Below are 15,074 nucleotides of genomic sequence, written 5' to 3' on the forward strand. Positions count from 1 at the left end.
GACACAGCATGCCAATTACCAAAGGATTCCGCGCCCTGGTCGATGAGGCCATGGCCCAGATCAAGAACTATTCGGTCCAAGAGGTCCGGGCCCGGCTGGCCGACCCCAGGGTGCAGCTCGTCGACATCCGTGATGTGCGCGAGCTGGCGGCCGGCACGGTGGTGGGCGCCTACCATGCGCCGCGTGGCATGCTGGAATTCTGGGTCGACCCGGCCTCGCCCTACCACAAGCCGATTTTTGCCGACGAAGGCAAGGAGTTCATCCTGTTCTGCGGCGCCGGCTGGCGCAGCGCACTGGCCACCAAGACCCTGCAGGACATGGGCATGACCAATGTTGCCCATCTCGACGGCGGCTATGCCGAGTGGGTCAAGCAGGGCGGGCCGACCGAAACGCCCGAAGAGCGGGAAAAGCGCAAGGCGAAACAGGCTTGACCTTCCTGCGGTCGGGCGCTGGTGTTGCGTGGAGGGCGACCTGTTTTAGATGAAACAGGCCTCCGGCCCGCGTTTTACAAGAGTAAGAGGCTAACAATAAGTGAGCATTCATCAGGCCGGCGCGACCCTGCCTGGGCGCACTGGCGCGCCTTTAAAACGGCGCACATGCTAAGCTGGCAGTCCGACTTTTTCCATCACTCTGAAGGAATACCATGCCCGGATTGCTGCCCAACGTCGACCCTGATGGCCTGCTTGAATTCTCGGTGGTCTACACCGACCGCGCGCTCAACCACATGTCGCGCAGCTTCCAGGGCGTGATGCGTGACATCTCCAGCATCCTCAAGGAGGTGTATAACGCACCCTCTGTGGCGCTGGTGCCCGGCAGCGGCACCTACGGCATGGAAGCCGTGGCGCGGCAGTTCGCCGCCGGCAAGCATGTGCTGGTCATTCGCAACGGCTGGTTCAGCTACCGCTGGACGCAGATTTTCGACATGGGGAACATCCCCGCATCGTCCACCGTGCTCAAGGCCCGTAAAGCCGGTTCTGGCGCCCAGGCACCCTGGGCCCCTGCGCCCATAGCCGAAGTCCAGGCGTCAATAGCCAAAGAAAAACCCGCCGTCGTTTTTGCCCCGCATGTGGAAACCGCCTCCGGCATGATGCTGCCCGACGACTACCTGCGCGCCGTGGCCGATGCCGTGCATGAAGTGGGCGGCCTGTTTGTGCTCGACTGCATCGCCTCGGGCGCCATGTGGGTCGACATGAAGGCCACAGGCGTGGATGTGCTGATCTCTGCGCCGCAAAAAGGCTGGAGCAGCTCACCCTGTTGCGCCATGGTCATGCTCAGCGAGCGCGCCCGCGCCGCCATCGAAGGCACCACCAGCTCCAGCTTTGCCTGCGATTTAAAGAAGTGGCTGCAGATCATGGAAGCCTACGAAAAAGGCGGCCACGCCTACCACGCCACCCTGCCCACAGACGCGCTCACAAGCCTGCGCGCCGCCATGAAAGAAACGCAGGCCTACGGTTTCGCCAAGGTGCGCGCGGAGCAGGAGGCGCTGGGCAGCCAGGTGCGCGCTCTGTTCGAAAGCCGCGGCCTGCCCAGCGTCGCCGCCGAAGGTTTCAAGGCGCCCGGCGTGGTGGTTAGCTACACCACAGACCCCGAGATCCAGTCCGGCAAGAAATTCCTGGAGCAGGGCCTGCAGACCGCCGCCGGCGTGCCGCTGCAATGCGACGAAGGTGCCGACTTCATGACCTTCCGCGTCGGGCTGTTCGGGCTGGAGAAGTGGCACCAGGCGGAGCGCACGGTGGGGCAACTGGCAGCGGCGCTGGATCGGATTGGGTTGACGGCGCGGGTTACTGAAACGGTTGCTGGCTGAAGATTGGGTGTCTGCTTCGTGAGCGCATTAACGAAAGCCTGATGCGTGACCTCAAACCGATTCACTGCGTGGCGGGAGGTCGTGGCAAAGATTCACGACCTGTATGAAGGGTGAGTAGACTGCGCGTCTGGCTCGGACCGGTTGAAGGTGGGTTTGCAGTTGGAGCGCTGCGGGCTGATGTCTAGGTTTGGCGCATTGCAGCGGGCACGAGGTGTCGCGCTCGAAGTTCGCACCGGATGTCCGCTACAGACTACGGACATTCGATGTCGGCCGTTGATGGGCAGCCCGCGGCCCATTGCTGTCTCTGAGGTCCGTGAATTTGCCAATTGAAAGCGGTTTTCTGTCCCGTCTTCTCCGAGGCCTTGTGAGGAGGCTGGGGTTCAGACTGAGAGTTTGGTGATGGCCAGCTTCAGCGCAGCTCCCAGTGGAAGGTGCGCCGGAATGGTAACGACATCAGTCTCTACGGCAGTCGGATGTTCAAGTGTACGGAACTGGCTTTCTACCAGACTTTGTGGCATGAAATGGCCCCGACGTTGTTGCATCCTGGCCTCAATGAGCTCTCGCGCGGCGTCGAGGAAGACAAAGCGAAGATCGCCCGAGCTACCAGCACGAATCCGGTCGCGGTACGAGCGCCTCAGGGCGGAGCAGGCGATCACGATGCCGCGAGGAGAGCGAACCGAATCGGCAAGCGCGGCCGCCACGTTGTCGAGCCACGGCCAGCGGTCGTCGTCGGTGAGGGGCTCGCCTCGCGTCATCTTCGCGATGGCGCTTTCACCGTGCAGATCGTCGCCGTCGATCAGGTCAAGGCCGCGCTCGGCGGCGAGCGCCGCGGCGAAGGTGCTCTTGCCGCACCCGCAGACGCCCATGACGATGATGGCCAAGCGGTTGGAACTCGAAGAAGACATGGCAAGAAGACCTTCAATGGCGGATGCACGCATCGGGATGCCGGACAGCGTCAGAGGAACCCGATCGATATCCAGGGAATGAAAGCGATCGCGATGAGGCCGATCAACAGAACGCCAAGATAGAGCCAGATGCGTTTCATGCCCGCTTCGGCGGGCACTTGGCCAATGATGCAGGCGGCGTAGTAGCACAGGCCAAAGGGCGGCGCGAAAAGCCCCAGACCCATCGCCAGTATCACGACCATGGCGTAGTGGACCTCGTGGATGCCGAGCTGGTGCGCAATCGGAAACAGCAGCGGGCCGAACAGCACGATGGCGGGGATGCCCTCGAGCACGCTGCCGAGCACGATGAACGCAACGATCGAGATGAGCATGAAGCCAACGGCGCCGCCGGGGACGGCCGCCATCTTCACCGCCAGGTCGTGCGAGAAGCCCGATTGCGTCAGCGCCCACCCCATGGCGCTCGCCGCGCCGACGATGAAAAGGATCGCGCCCGACAGCGACGCGGTCTGCACCAGCATCGGCAACACCGCCTTCCATCGGAGCCCGCCGCGGTAGATGAGCAGCCCGGCGACAACCGCGTAGGCAATGCCGATGGTCGAGACCTCGGTCGCTGTCGCGACACCCTCGACCACCGCGCTGCGGATCACGAACGGCAGCAACAGCGCAGGCAGGGCAACCATGAACGTCTTGCGCACGACGCTGAAGGGGGCGCGCTTGACCACGCTGGCGCCTTCCTCGCGCCCCGCGCGCCAGCGCGCGACAAAGCCCAGAACGACCGCCAGCACGATCGCCGGCAAAATGCCGGCCGTGAACAGCGCAGCGATGGAGATACCGGTCACGGAGGCGATCGCGATCAAGACAATCGAAGGCGGAATCGTCTCGCTCATGGCGCCTGAAGCGGCAAGCAGCGACACGAGTTCACCGTCCTTCATGCCACGCTTGCGCATCTCGGGGAAGAGCACCGGTGCGACCGCGGCCATGTCCGCCGTCTTCGAGCCCGAGATGCCCGACACGAGCAGCATCGCGCCGAGCAGCACATACGACATTCCGGCGCGCACATGGCCGAGCAGCGCTGCGAGGAACTCGACCATGACGCGGGCGAGGCCTGTGCCGTGAACGAGTTGGCCCAGCAGCACGAACATCGGCACGGCGAGCAGGATCAGCGTGCTCATGCCTTCGTCCATGCGGCCGACGACCACCGCCAACGGCGTGGACGTGCACGTCAGCAGATACGCGGCGGTGGCAAGCGAGAACGCGAATGCGATTGGAACGCCGGACATGACCGCCGCGCCCAGGAGACCGATGAAGAACACGAGCAATGCGCTCTGTCCCATCGCCGTCAGGCTCGGGGCGGCAAGGTAGCAGCCAGCGGCGACCGCGCCCATGATCGCGATGATGCCGGCAAGGTCGCGCCAATCATGGTGGACGAGCCGCAACAGGCAGCTTGCGAAGGCGATCACAAATCCGAACGGGATGGCCAGTGCTCTGACCGTTCCGGACCAACCGAGCGCCGGGGTTTCGACAAAGGCCTGATCCTGCAGGTATTCGTAAGACGGGTGCAGAGCGAGGCCGAGAAACGCGAGCGTCGCCCCGACCGCGAGCGTTTCCGCCCAGCGTTGCGCGCGGGGCCCGACCATGAACACGAAGAACGTCAATCGCATGTGGCTTCCGCGTTGAACCGCCAGCGCGCAGCCGAGCATCGCCAGCCACAGGAACAGGATCGACGCGAGTTCGTCGGACCAGATGATCGGCCGATTGAAAACGGCCCGCGCGACGATGCCCGAGAGCAGTATCCCGACTTCGGCCAGCACGACACCCGCGGCAAGCAGTTCTACGCCGCGTCGCAGCCACAGCTCCGCGACGAATTCGGGCGCCTGCGATGTTGGCGCTTGCACGCCCTCGTCGGTATCCAGCGCAATGTGCGCGCCGACCGCGCTCACGAAAGCTGCCCCACGATGGACTCCAGCACGGCCCAGTTCTCCGCACCGAACTTCTCTCTCCATTCCTTGTAGAAGCCGGCCTTGGTCAGGGCGGCGCGGAAACTCGCGCGGTCGACGTTCTCGAACGCGAGCCCCTTGCCGACGAGTTGCTCCTTCAGCGATGCATTGAGCCGATCCACGTCCGCGCGCTGCTCCATGCTGGCGCGATCGAACTCGCGCCGGCAAATGTCCTTGAGGTTGTCGGGCAGCGCGCCGAATGCACGCCGGTTGCCCAGCAGCCAGAATGGATCCCAGATGTGATTCGTCTGCGACACAAACTTCTGCACTTCGTAGAGCTTGCCGGATTCGATCGCGACAAGCCCGTTCTCCTGGCCATCCACAAGCTTGGTCTGCAGTGCGGTGTACAACTCGTTGAAGTTGATCGAGGTCGGCGTCGCTCCCAATGCCTTGAAGAGCGACGTGAAGATCGGCGAGACCGGTACGCGGATCCGGTAGCCCTGCAGATCGGCCGCTGACTTGATGGCCTTCGACGATGAGGTGATTTGGCGAAAGCCGTTGTCCGATGCTTTTGATACGGCGACGAACCCGGCCTTCTCGATCTGACCCCGGATGATCCTGCCCAGTTCGCCGTCGATGCCCGGCCACACCTGCTCGTAGCCCGCGAACGCGAAGCCCACATTCGTGAGTGCTGCCCCCGGCACGACCGTGGACAAGACCGAGCCGGAAATGTTCAGGAACTCTACACCACCGGAGCGAACCTGGCTGAGCAGATCGGTGTCCGAACCGAGCTGACTGGCAGGGAAGAAGCGAATTTCGAGCTTGCCCGAACTCGCTTCAAGAATCCGCTCAGTAGCTTGCTTCAGGCGTGGATTGATCGGTTGGGTCAGCGACTGGCCGGTGGCCAGTTTGTAGGTGAACTCGGCGGCGTTTGCATATCGCGTCCCGATCGAGAACAAAGGCAACGCCGCGGTTGATTGCAGCAGGGTTCGTCGCGAAATGCCGACGCGCGGCTTCGATGTCGTCATGATTTTGTCTCCAGACTGTTCGATTGCGTGGCGCTTTTAGGCTAGAGGCGATACCTTCTTCGAGGCATAGAGTCAGCCGATCCACGAGGCGAAGGATAGAAGACTGCTCATTGAAGTGCAATTGAGTTATTCTTCCTCATTGTGAAGCTGTTCTAACGAATTCAATCATGTCACTGCCTTTGCGCGCGATTGTCGTTTTCCATGCCGTAGCCCGTTGCGGCAGTCTCTCCAAAGCCGCGGCCGAGCTCTATGTGACGCCGTCGGCTGTGAGTCAGCAGATTCAGATGCTTGAGGTACATCTCGGCACGACGCTGCTGACGAAGGCCGGCCGCGGCATCGCGTTGACCGAGGCAGGTGAACGCTATTTCGAGATGATCGGCGATCAGGTCGAACACATTTCGGAGGCAACGCAGCGCATCCGGGGATTCCGCTCCCGCTCTATCCTGACCGTGCGCGCAACGCCGACGCTAGCCTCCAAATGGCTGCTGCCGCGCCTGAAGGGATTTCTTGATGCCAACCCGGATGTTGAGCTTCGGCTGAACGGCACTACCGAGCCAACAGATTTCTCCCGCGAGACGGTTGATGTGGAGATCCGGCACGGCGAGGGCCGCTGGCCGGGCGTCTTTGTGGAAGGCCTCGCCGAGGAGTCCTTCCTGCCCGTGTGCTCGCCCTCATATTGCGCCGCAGCGAGCATTGGTGCCACCGACGTGCCCCAGCACCGGCTGATCCACTCAGTCAAGTCGCAAGTTCAATGGACGCAGTGGTTCTTGCTGGCCGGTGCCCCACCCGCCGTGGATTGGAGCCGCATACTATTCGACCGCAGTCACATGGCGATCGACGCTGCGGTCGACGGGTTCGGCCTGGCGCTGGAAAGCACGTTGATGATGTGGCGCGAACTGCGTGACGGCACGTTGATCTGCCCGGTCCGCAACCCGCCGCGCGTGTCTTTGACGACCCAGTGGATCGTCTGCCCGTTCGATCATCTGCACAAGGCCAAGGTCCGCCTGTTCCTTGATTGGCTTCGGACCGAGCGTGCCGTGTGGCAGGACTAGAGATCGGTGCTTGCGGCGACGCAGATGAATTAGAGGGTCTAACGATTCTGTTTATAAATCTAAGTTGTCCTAATCGAAGTCGCTTTCTAAACTGACGGTCAGAAGTCGCGATTCCCGCGTCTTCATAGGCACATCACGAAGGACGACAACACATGAATCTCTACACCATGCTTGCTGCGCGAGCAGCAGCAGGACGCCCAGTGCGGGTGGGGCTGATCGGCGCGGGCAAGTTCGGCTCGATGATCCTGTCCCAGGCCCGCCACATCGAAGGCATGCACATCGTCGGCGTGGCCGACCTCGACGTCGCCAAGGCACGTGGCTCGCTCAATCGTGTCGGCTGGGAAGAAGACCGATATTCGGCCAAGTCGCTTGGCGACGCCATCAAGACCGGCAAGACCTGTGTTCTCGATGACGCGGCGGCTCTGGCATCGTGCGATGAGATCGAATGCATCGTCGAGGCCACGGGTCACCCGATCGCCGGCGTGCGCCACGCGCTCGCGGCCATCGACGGCAACAAGCACATCATCATGGTCAACGTCGAGGCCGACGCGATGTGCGGGCCGTTGCTGGCCGCGAAGGCGCGGGCAAAAAACCTCGTCTACAGCATGGCCTACGGCGATCAACCTGCCATCATCTGCGAGCTGGTCGACTGGGCACGCTCGTGCGGATTCGAGATCACCTCCGCCGGGAAAGGCATGAATTTCGAGCCGCGCTACCGGTATTCGACCCCGGATACCGTCTGGGGCTTTTTTGGCTGGACCGACGAAGAAGTGGCTGCGGGCGACTTCAATCCGAAGATGTACAACTCTTTCACTGACGGTACCAAGGCCGCCATCGAGATGGCCGCCGTGGCCAATGGCACAGGCCTGGATTGCCCGGACGACGGACTGGCGTTTCCGCCGGCCGGTCTGCACGACCTTGCGAAGGTGTTCCGTCCCGCGGCTGACGGCGGCCGCCTCGCGCGCAGTGGCCTGGTCGACATCGCAGCAAGCCAGGAGCCCGATGGTCGCGAGGTCTTCAACAACATCCGCTATGGCGTCTTTGTCACGTTCAAGGCACCGAACGAATATGCGAAGGCGTGCTTCAAGCAATACGGTCTGCTGGTCGACCCCTCTGGCTGGTACGGATCGATGTGGCGGCCCTTCCACATGATTGGGCTGGAGACCAGCATCAGCATCCTGTCGGCCGTGTTGCGCGGCGAGGCAACCGGGACGTGCAAGGAGTTCCGCGGCGATGCCGTCGCCACGGCAAAGCGCGACCTGAAGCCGGGTGAGTACCTTGACGGCGAAGGCGGTTTCGCAGTCTGGGCCAACGCGATTCCCGCGTCCAAGAGCCTGGAGATCGGTGGCCTGCCAATCGGCCTTGCGCACAACGTCAAGCTCAAGCGCCCGGTCGCGAAGGACACCATCGTGCGCTTCGACGATGTGGTGTTGGAGCGAGACATGGATGTCGTCGCACTGCGCCAGCAAATGGAACGTGGTGCACTTGGGACGATGAAAAGTGCCACGTGACATCACGTCGGGTGGATCGCCCATGAGCGGCGGTCCGCTGCCCCGACCCGCAGGCAAGGTCGGGGCATGCGTTGTCATCGCGGAGTTCGAGGTCAAGCCGGAATCGTTCGGCGACTTCGCTGCGTTAGCGCGCCGCTTCGCCGAAGAATGCGTCGAGAGCGAGCCTGGATGCCGGCAGTTCGATGTCGTGCAACTCGAGACGACACCCCGCGGCGTGCTGTTCTATGAAGCCTATGACGACGCGGCAGCATTCGAGGCCCATTGCGGATCGGCCCATCTAGCTCGATTCAGGGCCGCGTTTGCGCCGCTGATCGTCGGTGAGCGACCTTTGCGTCGGGGGCTTGCATGAGTGCTCCGCTCATGGTCGGGTTCGTTGGTACCGGCATCATGGGCGCGCACATGGCGCGTCGCCTCGCGGCGGCCGGGCACCGCGTGCAGGCATGGAATCGGACAGCGGAAAAGGCACGGCAGTTGGAGAGGTCCGGCGTCTCGGCGGCCGCCGCCGCGAGGGATGTCGCGCGGGCAGCCGATGTCGTGATCTGCATGCTCAGCTCCGGTCCGGTCTGCGACGATGTGTTGCTAGACCAGGGCGAGGTGCTTGGCACGATGCGCCCAGGCAGCACGCTGATCGTGATGAGCTCGATCCCTGTCGAATCGGCGCGTCGTCAATCGGAGGCGGCCGCACTGCGCGGAGTCAACTACCTCGACGCCCCGGTCTCGGGTGGCGAAGCCGGCGCGGAAGCGGGCACGCTCGCGATCATGGTGGGCGGTGACGAGGCTGTCTTCGAGCGTTCACGCGCATTGTTCGAGGCCATGGGGCGACCCGTGCGCGTTGGACCGACCGGATCCGGACAGCTTGCGAAGCTCGTGAATCAGATGATGGTCGCCAGCTCGATCGCCGCGGTCGCGGAGGCGTTGCTCTTCGCCGAACGCGGCGGCGCGGACCCCGCGAAAGTGCGCGAGGCATTGCTCGGTGGATTCGCAGACTCGACCGTGCTGCGCCAACATGGCCAGCGCATGATCGCCGGCAACTTCGTCCCCGGTGGTCCGGCCAAGTATCAGGTCAAGGACACGAGCACCGCACTCGCGTTGTCGCGCAGCATCGGGCTCGAACTGCCGCTGCTCGACTTGGTGGACCGCCTGTTCGCAGACATGGTCTCGCATGGCGATGGCGATCTGGACCACAGCGCCATCATCCGGGAGTTCCGGCGTCGGCAGGTCTAGCACAAGCATGCTCGGCCTTGTCGAGGCAGTCAAAGCTCCGCCCGGTGAAGGTCAACGCTTGGACATCACGACCGCTGCCATCCGTGCAGTTGTCATCGCGCAAGCGCCCGACCACATCGCCCGGTCCTGAGGAACTCCGAAGCTGACGCCGCCAAACTCCGCTTCTCTGATCGGGCGCAATTTCGCGCCCTGTGCGCGAACGAGTCCTTACGCTGGAGGCTGTGTGAAAACTCGATTGAGTGTCAAATTCGGGGGGGGGGGCGTCGAACCCTTGGCGACCTTGCGAAAATCGATCTTGGAGCGATCTAGCGTGTCGGTCTTTCGTCCACGGCCGACTCCGCGGAGTTTTCACACAGCCTCGCTGCTCTGCAGACACCCATGTTTGTTGCGCACATTGGCGGCCATCAAGCGAGCATTCTTCACTCTTGCGCCCCACGTTCTTGAGCTGCTGCAGTGATTCACCTTCTTCGTGAAGCTGCCTGTGTAAGGAACGGGACGACATATTCAGCACCGCTGCCAAAGTTTCCGTGTTGTGTGATTGCACAGCACGGTTCGCCAGCACCTGCAACACTGTCGGCAACGGAGCTTCCGTCTGCGAGCGCTTCCCCAGTCTGAAGTCTGTAAAAATCAGGGCAATGAACGATATCTTGATGCGTCCGAACGGCGCGGAACTTGAGGCCCTGGAGTCATGACGGCTCCTTGCCCGTGTGGCCGCGCCTCAGCTAATTCGACCAAGGCGACCAAAAATCAGCCCCTGCCATTTTCGGCCTGCTGCGGCCGGTACCTGGATGACTTTGCCGGCACACCAGCGCCCGACGCCGAAGCGCTGATGCGCTCTCGCTACAGCGCCTTCGTGCGGGGCCGTCCTGACTACCTGCTCGCCACCTGGCACGCCAGCACGCGTCCATCGCAGCTGGAACTGGACCCGGCGGCGAAATGGCTGGGGCTTGAAGTGCGTTCGCACCAGCTGATGGATGCCGACCATGCCGAAGTTGAATTTGTCGCGCGTTGCCGCGAGGCGGGCCGCGCAACACGCTTGCATGAGCGCAGCCGTTTTGTGCGTGAGTCGGGGCGCTGGTATTACGTCGATGGCAACCAGTTTTAAGTAAAAAGTGGCTGTAGTCCAACCGAGGCGGGCGCAGTCAGCTATTAAAAAATGAGTAAGCATGAGATTTGAAGCAATCCTGTTTGACTGCGATGGCGTGCTGGTCGACAGCGAACCCATCACCAACGGCGTGTTGCGCGACATGCTGGAAGAAAGCGGCTGGTCGCTCACGTCCGAGGAATGCATGCGGGTGTTCATCGGCAAGGCGGTGCGCGACGAGCGCGCCATCATCGAGCAGCGCACCGGCCGGCCGCTGACGGAGGACTGGATGGGCGAGTTTTACGCGCGGCGCAACCGCGAGCTGCAAGCCCGCCTGCAGGTCATAGACGGCGCGCACGAGGCGGTGGCCGCCGCGCACGCGCACACCGGGCAGCGCATCGCCTGCGCCTCGGGCGCGGACCGTTTCAAGGTCGAGATGCAGCTGACCCAGGTCGGGCTGGTGGATTTTTTTGCGGGCCGCATCTTCAGCGGCCACGAGATGCCGCGCTCCAAGCCGGCACCCGATGTGTACCTGGCCGCCGCCGCGCATCTGGGCGCCGCGGGTGAACGCTGTCTGGTGATTGAGGACACGCCCACGGGCATCACCGCCGGCGTCGCGGCCGGTGCCACGGTGTGGGCGTATTGCCCCTCGCCGGAACAAGGTCCAGCCTTGTTGCAGGCCGGCGCCAGCCAGCTGTTCGGCCACATGGCCGAGCTGCCGCAGTTGCTGGCCAGCGTCTGATTGACCGTAATGCAAGGAGTCATTCCGGCCTGCCTGTTTGGCAGGCATCCTGTTGCAGGCCCCAGCTGGCAAGGGTTTTAAGGGTTTTCCCTGGGCGGGTGCACAAGCTTATCCACAGAAGCTGTGCATGGCGCGAATCAGGCGAACATCACGCCCCCGGTCGCACGTCGGGCGAGGCGATGGTCGGCACCCCCTGATCCAGGGCCGACTGGTGCTGCAGCTGCAGCGCGCGCTGATAGGCCGGGCGTTGCTGAAGGCGCAGGGCGTAGCGGCGCACGGCATCGGTGAATTGGGGCTGCAGGCCCAGGTGCTCCGCCAGCAGCAGGGCGTAGCCCACCGATACATCGGCGGCGGTGAAGCGGCCGGCGCATAGAAAATCCTGCTGCTGCAGGGCGGTGTCCACGGCTCTCAGGCGCGCCAGAAACCAGCGGCTGTAGTCTTCGACCACCTGGGGCTGCCGGCGCTCCACAGTCTCGAAATGGCTGTAGCGCAGCACCAGGGTCTGCGGAAAGGTCAGCGTGGCCTCGCCCATGTGCAGCCAGTTCAGGTAGGCGCCGTAGGCTGGGTCCGCCACGGCTACATCGAGCCCGCCGGGGCTGTGCCGCGCCGCCAGGTACTGGCACATCGCGGCCGATTCGGTCATGCGGGTCTCGCCATCGACCAGCAGGGGAACCGTACCCAGGGGGTTGTCCTGCAGAAACTGGCGCGCCAGCGCGCGCGGTGGAAAGGGCAGCATGCGCAAGGAGTAGGGCAGGCCCAGCTCTTCGAGCAGCCAGAGTGGCCTGAAGGAGCGGGCGCTGACACAGTGGTGGAGCGTGATCATGGCCACAGTCTAGGGTGCTTGGCCGCACAAGGTGCGCCACGAAGGGGGCAAATCAGGCCAGCGGCCGCTTGCCCTGCCGGAACTCCGCGGGCGACTGGCCGGTCCAGCTGCGAAAGGCGCGCATAAAGCTCTTTTCGTTCTGAAAGCCCGCCGCCTCGGCCACCTGCTTGATGGGGCGCGCGGTGCGCAGCAGCAAGTCCAGCGCCCGGTCCCGCCGCACCTCATCCTTCAGCGTCTGCAGCGAAGCGCCTTCGTCCTTGAGCTGGCGGTGCAGGGTGCGCGGCGAGACATGCAGCAGCGCGGCCAGCGCGTCGGCGTTGTGGGTCTGGGCCGGATGGGCGGCCAGCGCCTGACGCACCCGTTGCACCAGCAGGCGGTCACGCCGGTATTGCAGAACAGTGAGCGGCAGGGCGCGCTGCAGCATCTGTTGCAGGGCGCGCTCATCACGGCGCAGCGGCAGGGCCAGGTAGCGCGCATCGAAGCGCAGGCCGGCGGGCGCGGTGTCAAACGCGGTCGGGCCGGAGAAAAGCACCTGGTAGGCCGCATGGTGGGGCGGTGCGGCAAACGGAAACTGCGCGCCCTGCAGCGGAATGCGCGAGTCGATCAGCCAGCAGGCCACGCCCAGGATGTTGCGCAGCACCGATACCAGGCAGAACTCGCGCAAGTCCCCCAGGTCGCGGTGCTCGGTGATGGACAGCATGGCCGTGTCGCCCGTCAGCGTGAGCTGGAGCGTGATGTCGTCGGTGATCAGTCCATGGTGTCGGCACCAGCGCTTGAGTGCCACGCCCAGGCTGGGCGCGCTGATGGAGGCGCGCGCCAGCATGCCGTAGCTGCCCCAGGGCAGGCGCCGGCTGAACCAGCCCAGCGCCTCGTCGTCCAGTTCCTGCATGGCCGCGCCCGATATTTTTTCCATCTGCCAGGCGGTGATGCGCGAGTCCGCATTGAGCAGGGATTCCGGCGTGATTTGTGCCTGTTCCAGCGCCTTCGCAGGGTTCAGGCCGCGCTGCCGGTAGGCCCGCACAATGGCCTGGACAAATGCAATGGGCGTCAAGGCGGGGGCGGACGGCAGTGACCCTGGAGCGGGGTGGGGCGGGTGGGGTGGCATGTCCTGAAGTTTGCCTTTTGGTGGCAGGATTTGCAACCTTGGTGGCGAGTCCGCGTCAGGCGGCGCTTCTATGCTTGTGCCATGCTGTCCGCACCCGCTGGTGCCGGCGGCCGCAAGGAGACAATCATGAGCGCAGAACTATCCGCACCGACGCTGCTGGCAAGCAGCCTTTCCCGCGGCGCCACCGCCGTGCCCCTGATCGAGCAGACCCTGGGTGACTTCTTCGACGGCGTGGTGGCGCGCCAGCCCGAGCGCGAGGCGCTGGTGAGCCGGCACCAGCGCCGCCGCTACACCTACCGCGAACTGCAGCGCGAGGCCAATCGCCTGGCCAGTGCCCTGCTGGGCCTGGGGCTGGTGCCGGGCGAGCGCATCGGCATCTGGTCGCACAACAACGCCGAGTGGGTGCTGATGCAGCTGGCCACGGCCAAGATAGGTCTGATCCTGGTCAACATCAATCCGGCCTACCGCACGGCCGAGGTGGAATACGCGCTCAACAAGGTTGGTTGCAAGGCCCTGGTGACCATGGCCAACTTCAAGACCAGCGACTACCTGGGCATGCTGCGCGAGCTGGCGCCCGAGTGGGCGCACGCCCAGCCGGGCCGGCTTGAATCTGGCGCCTTGCCGCATCTGCATACCGTGGTCTGGATAGACGAGGCCGGGCAGGGTGAGGATCAGCCCGGCTTGATGCGGTTTTCCGAGTTGCTGGCCAGCGGCAACCCCGACGACGTGCGGCTGGCCGCCATCGCCGCCACGCTCCAGGCGACCGACCCCATCAACATCCAGTTCACCAGCGGCACCACGGGCTTTCCCAAGGGCGCCACGCTGACGCACCGCAACATCCTGAACAACGGCTTTTTCATCGGCGAGGCCATGAAGCTCACGCCGGCCGACCGGCTGTGCATTCCGGTGCCGCTGTACCACTGCTTTGGCATGGTGCTGGGCAACCTGGCCTGCTTCACGCACGGCGCCACCATTGTTTATCCCAACGACGGCTTCGACGCGCTGACGGTGCTGGAGACCGTGCAGGAGGAGCGCTGCACCGGCCTGCACGGCGTTCCCACCATGTTCATTGCCGAGCTCGACCATCCGCGCTTCAAAGAGTTCGATCTGTCCACGCTGCGCACCGGCATCATGGCCGGCTCGCCCTGCCCCATAGAGGTGATGAAGCGCGTGGTCAGCGACATGCACCTGTCTGAAATCACGATCGCCTACGGCATGACCGAAACCAGCCCGGTGAGCTGCCAGAGTTCCATGGACACGCCGCTGGACAAGCGCGTGTCCACCGTCGGCCTGGTGCAGCCGCACCTGGAGGTCAAGGTCATCGACCCCGCAGGCGGCGAGATCGTGGCGCCCGGCGTGTCGGGCGAGCTGTGCACGCGTGGCTACTCGGTCATGCACGGCTACTGGGACGATCCGGCCCGCACGCAGGAGGCGATTGACGACCAGGGCTGGATGCACACCGGCGACCTGGCCACCATGGACGCCGAGGGCTATGTCAACATCGTCGGCCGCATCAAGGACATGGTGATACGTGGCGGCGAGAACATCTACCCGCGCGAGATTGAAGAGTTTCTTTACCGCCACCCCAAGGTGCAGGACGTGCAGGTGGTCGGCCTGCCCGACAAGCGCTATGGCGAGGAGCTGTGTGCCTGGATCGTCACCAAGCCCGGTCAGACGCTGACGGAAGACGAGATCCGCGACTTCTGCAAGGGCAAGATTGCGCACTACAAGGTGCCGCGCTACATTCGTTTCGTGTCGGGCTTCCCCATGACGGTGACCGGCAAGATCCAGAAGTTCAAGATCCGCGACGAAATGAAACACCAGCTGGGGCTGGAAGAAGACAAAACCGCCTGAAAGAA

The 15,074-nt window shown here is 63.9% G+C and carries 14 protein-coding genes; 9 read left to right on the top strand and 5 right to left on the bottom strand.

The window, feature by feature from the left end; all coding sequences use genetic code 11:
• The first annotated feature begins 8 nt into the window (after window positions 1-8).
• Window positions 9-431, top strand: coding sequence for a rhodanese-like domain-containing protein (locus PJE01S_RS18150; RefSeq protein WP_068835056.1), 423 nt, complete (start codon window positions 9-11; stop codon window positions 429-431).
• Between the two features lie 212 nt (window positions 432-643).
• Entirely contained in the window at window positions 644-1,804 is a 1,161-nt protein-coding gene (locus PJE01S_RS18155) for an aminotransferase class V-fold PLP-dependent enzyme (protein ID WP_068835057.1), read from the top strand.
• A gap of 380 nt (window positions 1,805-2,184) precedes the next feature.
• Here PJE01S_RS18155 and PJE01S_RS18160 read toward each other — a convergent pair whose 3' ends face one another.
• From PJE01S_RS18160 to PJE01S_RS18170, 3 genes are read right to left on the bottom strand one after another with little or no spacing between them, the layout of a single operon-like run.
• Entirely contained in the window at window positions 2,185-2,709 is a 525-nt protein-coding gene (locus tag PJE01S_RS18160; protein ID WP_068835058.1) for a gluconokinase, read from the bottom strand.
• A gap of 50 nt (window positions 2,710-2,759) precedes the next feature.
• Window positions 2,760-4,604, bottom strand: coding sequence for a TRAP transporter large permease (locus PJE01S_RS18165; RefSeq protein WP_245660844.1), 1,845 nt, complete (start codon window positions 4,602-4,604; stop codon window positions 2,760-2,762).
• A 41-nt stretch (window positions 4,605-4,645) separates the two neighbouring features.
• Window positions 4,646-5,674: a TRAP transporter substrate-binding protein gene (locus PJE01S_RS18170; protein WP_068835059.1), complete on the bottom strand. Its 1,029-nt coding sequence runs from the start codon at window positions 5,672-5,674 to the stop codon at window positions 4,646-4,648.
• A 167-nt stretch (window positions 5,675-5,841) separates the two neighbouring features.
• On the opposite strand from PJE01S_RS18170, the gene PJE01S_RS18175 reads away from it, so the two are divergent.
• The 6 genes from PJE01S_RS18175 (at window position 5,842) to PJE01S_RS18200 (ending at window position 11,287) form a co-directional block, all read left to right on the top strand.
• A complete protein-coding gene (locus PJE01S_RS18175) occupies window positions 5,842-6,726 on the top strand; it encodes a LysR substrate-binding domain-containing protein (RefSeq protein WP_068835060.1) in 885 nt (294 codons plus the stop codon).
• A gap of 152 nt (window positions 6,727-6,878) precedes the next feature.
• Window positions 6,879-8,237, top strand: a complete 1,359-nt coding sequence (locus PJE01S_RS18180) for an NAD(P)H-dependent oxidoreductase (protein WP_068835061.1) — start codon at window positions 6,879-6,881, stop codon at window positions 8,235-8,237.
• Window positions 8,238-8,259: 22 nt separating this feature from the next.
• On the top strand, window positions 8,260-8,586 hold the full coding sequence (locus PJE01S_RS18185) for a putative quinol monooxygenase (protein ID WP_068835062.1): 327 nt from the start codon (window positions 8,260-8,262) through the stop codon (window positions 8,584-8,586).
• Complete coding sequence (locus PJE01S_RS18190) at window positions 8,583-9,461, top strand: NAD(P)-dependent oxidoreductase (protein WP_068835063.1); 879 nt, start codon at window positions 8,583-8,585, stop codon at window positions 9,459-9,461. The genes PJE01S_RS18185 and PJE01S_RS18190 overlap by 4 nt, the downstream gene beginning before the upstream one ends.
• Window positions 9,462-10,149: 688 nt before the next feature.
• Window positions 10,150-10,566 carry a YchJ family protein gene (locus PJE01S_RS18195; RefSeq protein ID WP_068835064.1) on the top strand — a complete coding sequence of 139 codons (417 nt, stop codon included), beginning with the start codon at window positions 10,150-10,152 and terminating at the stop codon, window positions 10,564-10,566.
• A gap of 61 nt (window positions 10,567-10,627) precedes the next feature.
• Window positions 10,628-11,287, top strand: a complete 660-nt coding sequence (locus tag PJE01S_RS18200; protein WP_068835065.1) for an HAD family hydrolase — start codon at window positions 10,628-10,630, stop codon at window positions 11,285-11,287.
• A 148-nt stretch (window positions 11,288-11,435) separates the two neighbouring features.
• Here the strand turns inward: PJE01S_RS18200 and PJE01S_RS18205 are convergent, their stop codons facing one another.
• Both PJE01S_RS18205 and PJE01S_RS18210 read right to left on the bottom strand, forming a co-directional pair.
• Window positions 11,436-12,110 carry a glutathione S-transferase family protein gene (locus PJE01S_RS18205; protein ID WP_068835066.1) on the bottom strand — a complete coding sequence of 225 codons (675 nt, stop codon included), beginning with the start codon at window positions 12,108-12,110 and terminating at the stop codon, window positions 11,436-11,438.
• A 52-nt stretch (window positions 12,111-12,162) separates the two neighbouring features.
• The gene (locus tag PJE01S_RS18210) at window positions 12,163-13,215 is read right to left on the bottom strand and encodes an AraC family transcriptional regulator (RefSeq protein ID WP_068835067.1); all 1,053 of its coding nucleotides are present in this window, start codon (window positions 13,213-13,215) and stop codon (window positions 12,163-12,165) included.
• Between the two features lie 126 nt (window positions 13,216-13,341).
• Between PJE01S_RS18210 and PJE01S_RS18215 the strand changes: the two genes are divergently transcribed.
• Window positions 13,342-15,069 carry an AMP-binding protein gene (locus PJE01S_RS18215; RefSeq protein WP_068835100.1) on the top strand — a complete coding sequence of 576 codons (1,728 nt, stop codon included), beginning with the start codon at window positions 13,342-13,344 and terminating at the stop codon, window positions 15,067-15,069.
• Window positions 15,070-15,074 lie beyond the last annotated feature (5 nt).

Origin of the sequence: Polaromonas jejuensis NBRC 106434, from assembly GCF_001598235.1 — a bacterium.
GTDB lineage: Bacteria > Pseudomonadota > Gammaproteobacteria > Burkholderiales > Burkholderiaceae_C > Polaromonas > Polaromonas jejuensis.

Excerpts from the sequence above, each read along its gene's own strand:
- PJE01S_RS18185 (WP_068835062.1), top strand. The coding sequence starts at position 8,260 with ATGAGCGGCGGTCCGCTGCCCCGACCCGCAGGCAAGGTCGGGGCATGC.
- PJE01S_RS18160 (WP_068835058.1), bottom strand. The coding sequence starts at position 2,709 with ATGTCTTCTTCGAGTTCCAACCGCTTGGCCATCATCGTCATGGGCGTC.
- PJE01S_RS18210 (WP_068835067.1), bottom strand. The coding sequence starts at position 13,215 with ATGCCACCCCACCCGCCCCACCCCGCTCCAGGGTCACTGCCGTCCGCC.
- PJE01S_RS18215 (WP_068835100.1), top strand. The coding sequence starts at position 13,342 with ATGAGCGCAGAACTATCCGCACCGACGCTGCTGGCAAGCAGCCTTTCC.
- PJE01S_RS18205 (WP_068835066.1), bottom strand. The coding sequence starts at position 12,110 with ATGATCACGCTCCACCACTGTGTCAGCGCCCGCTCCTTCAGGCCACTC.
- PJE01S_RS18195 (WP_068835064.1), top strand. The coding sequence starts at position 10,150 with ATGACGGCTCCTTGCCCGTGTGGCCGCGCCTCAGCTAATTCGACCAAG.
- PJE01S_RS18200 (WP_068835065.1), top strand. The coding sequence starts at position 10,628 with ATGAGATTTGAAGCAATCCTGTTTGACTGCGATGGCGTGCTGGTCGAC.
- PJE01S_RS18190 (WP_068835063.1), top strand. The coding sequence starts at position 8,583 with ATGAGTGCTCCGCTCATGGTCGGGTTCGTTGGTACCGGCATCATGGGC.
- PJE01S_RS18175 (WP_068835060.1), top strand. The coding sequence starts at position 5,842 with ATGTCACTGCCTTTGCGCGCGATTGTCGTTTTCCATGCCGTAGCCCGT.
- PJE01S_RS18180 (WP_068835061.1), top strand. The coding sequence starts at position 6,879 with ATGAATCTCTACACCATGCTTGCTGCGCGAGCAGCAGCAGGACGCCCA.
- PJE01S_RS18155 (WP_068835057.1), top strand. The coding sequence starts at position 644 with ATGCCCGGATTGCTGCCCAACGTCGACCCTGATGGCCTGCTTGAATTC.
- PJE01S_RS18170 (WP_068835059.1), bottom strand. The coding sequence starts at position 5,674 with ATGACGACATCGAAGCCGCGCGTCGGCATTTCGCGACGAACCCTGCTG.
- PJE01S_RS18150 (WP_068835056.1), top strand. The coding sequence starts at position 9 with ATGCCAATTACCAAAGGATTCCGCGCCCTGGTCGATGAGGCCATGGCC.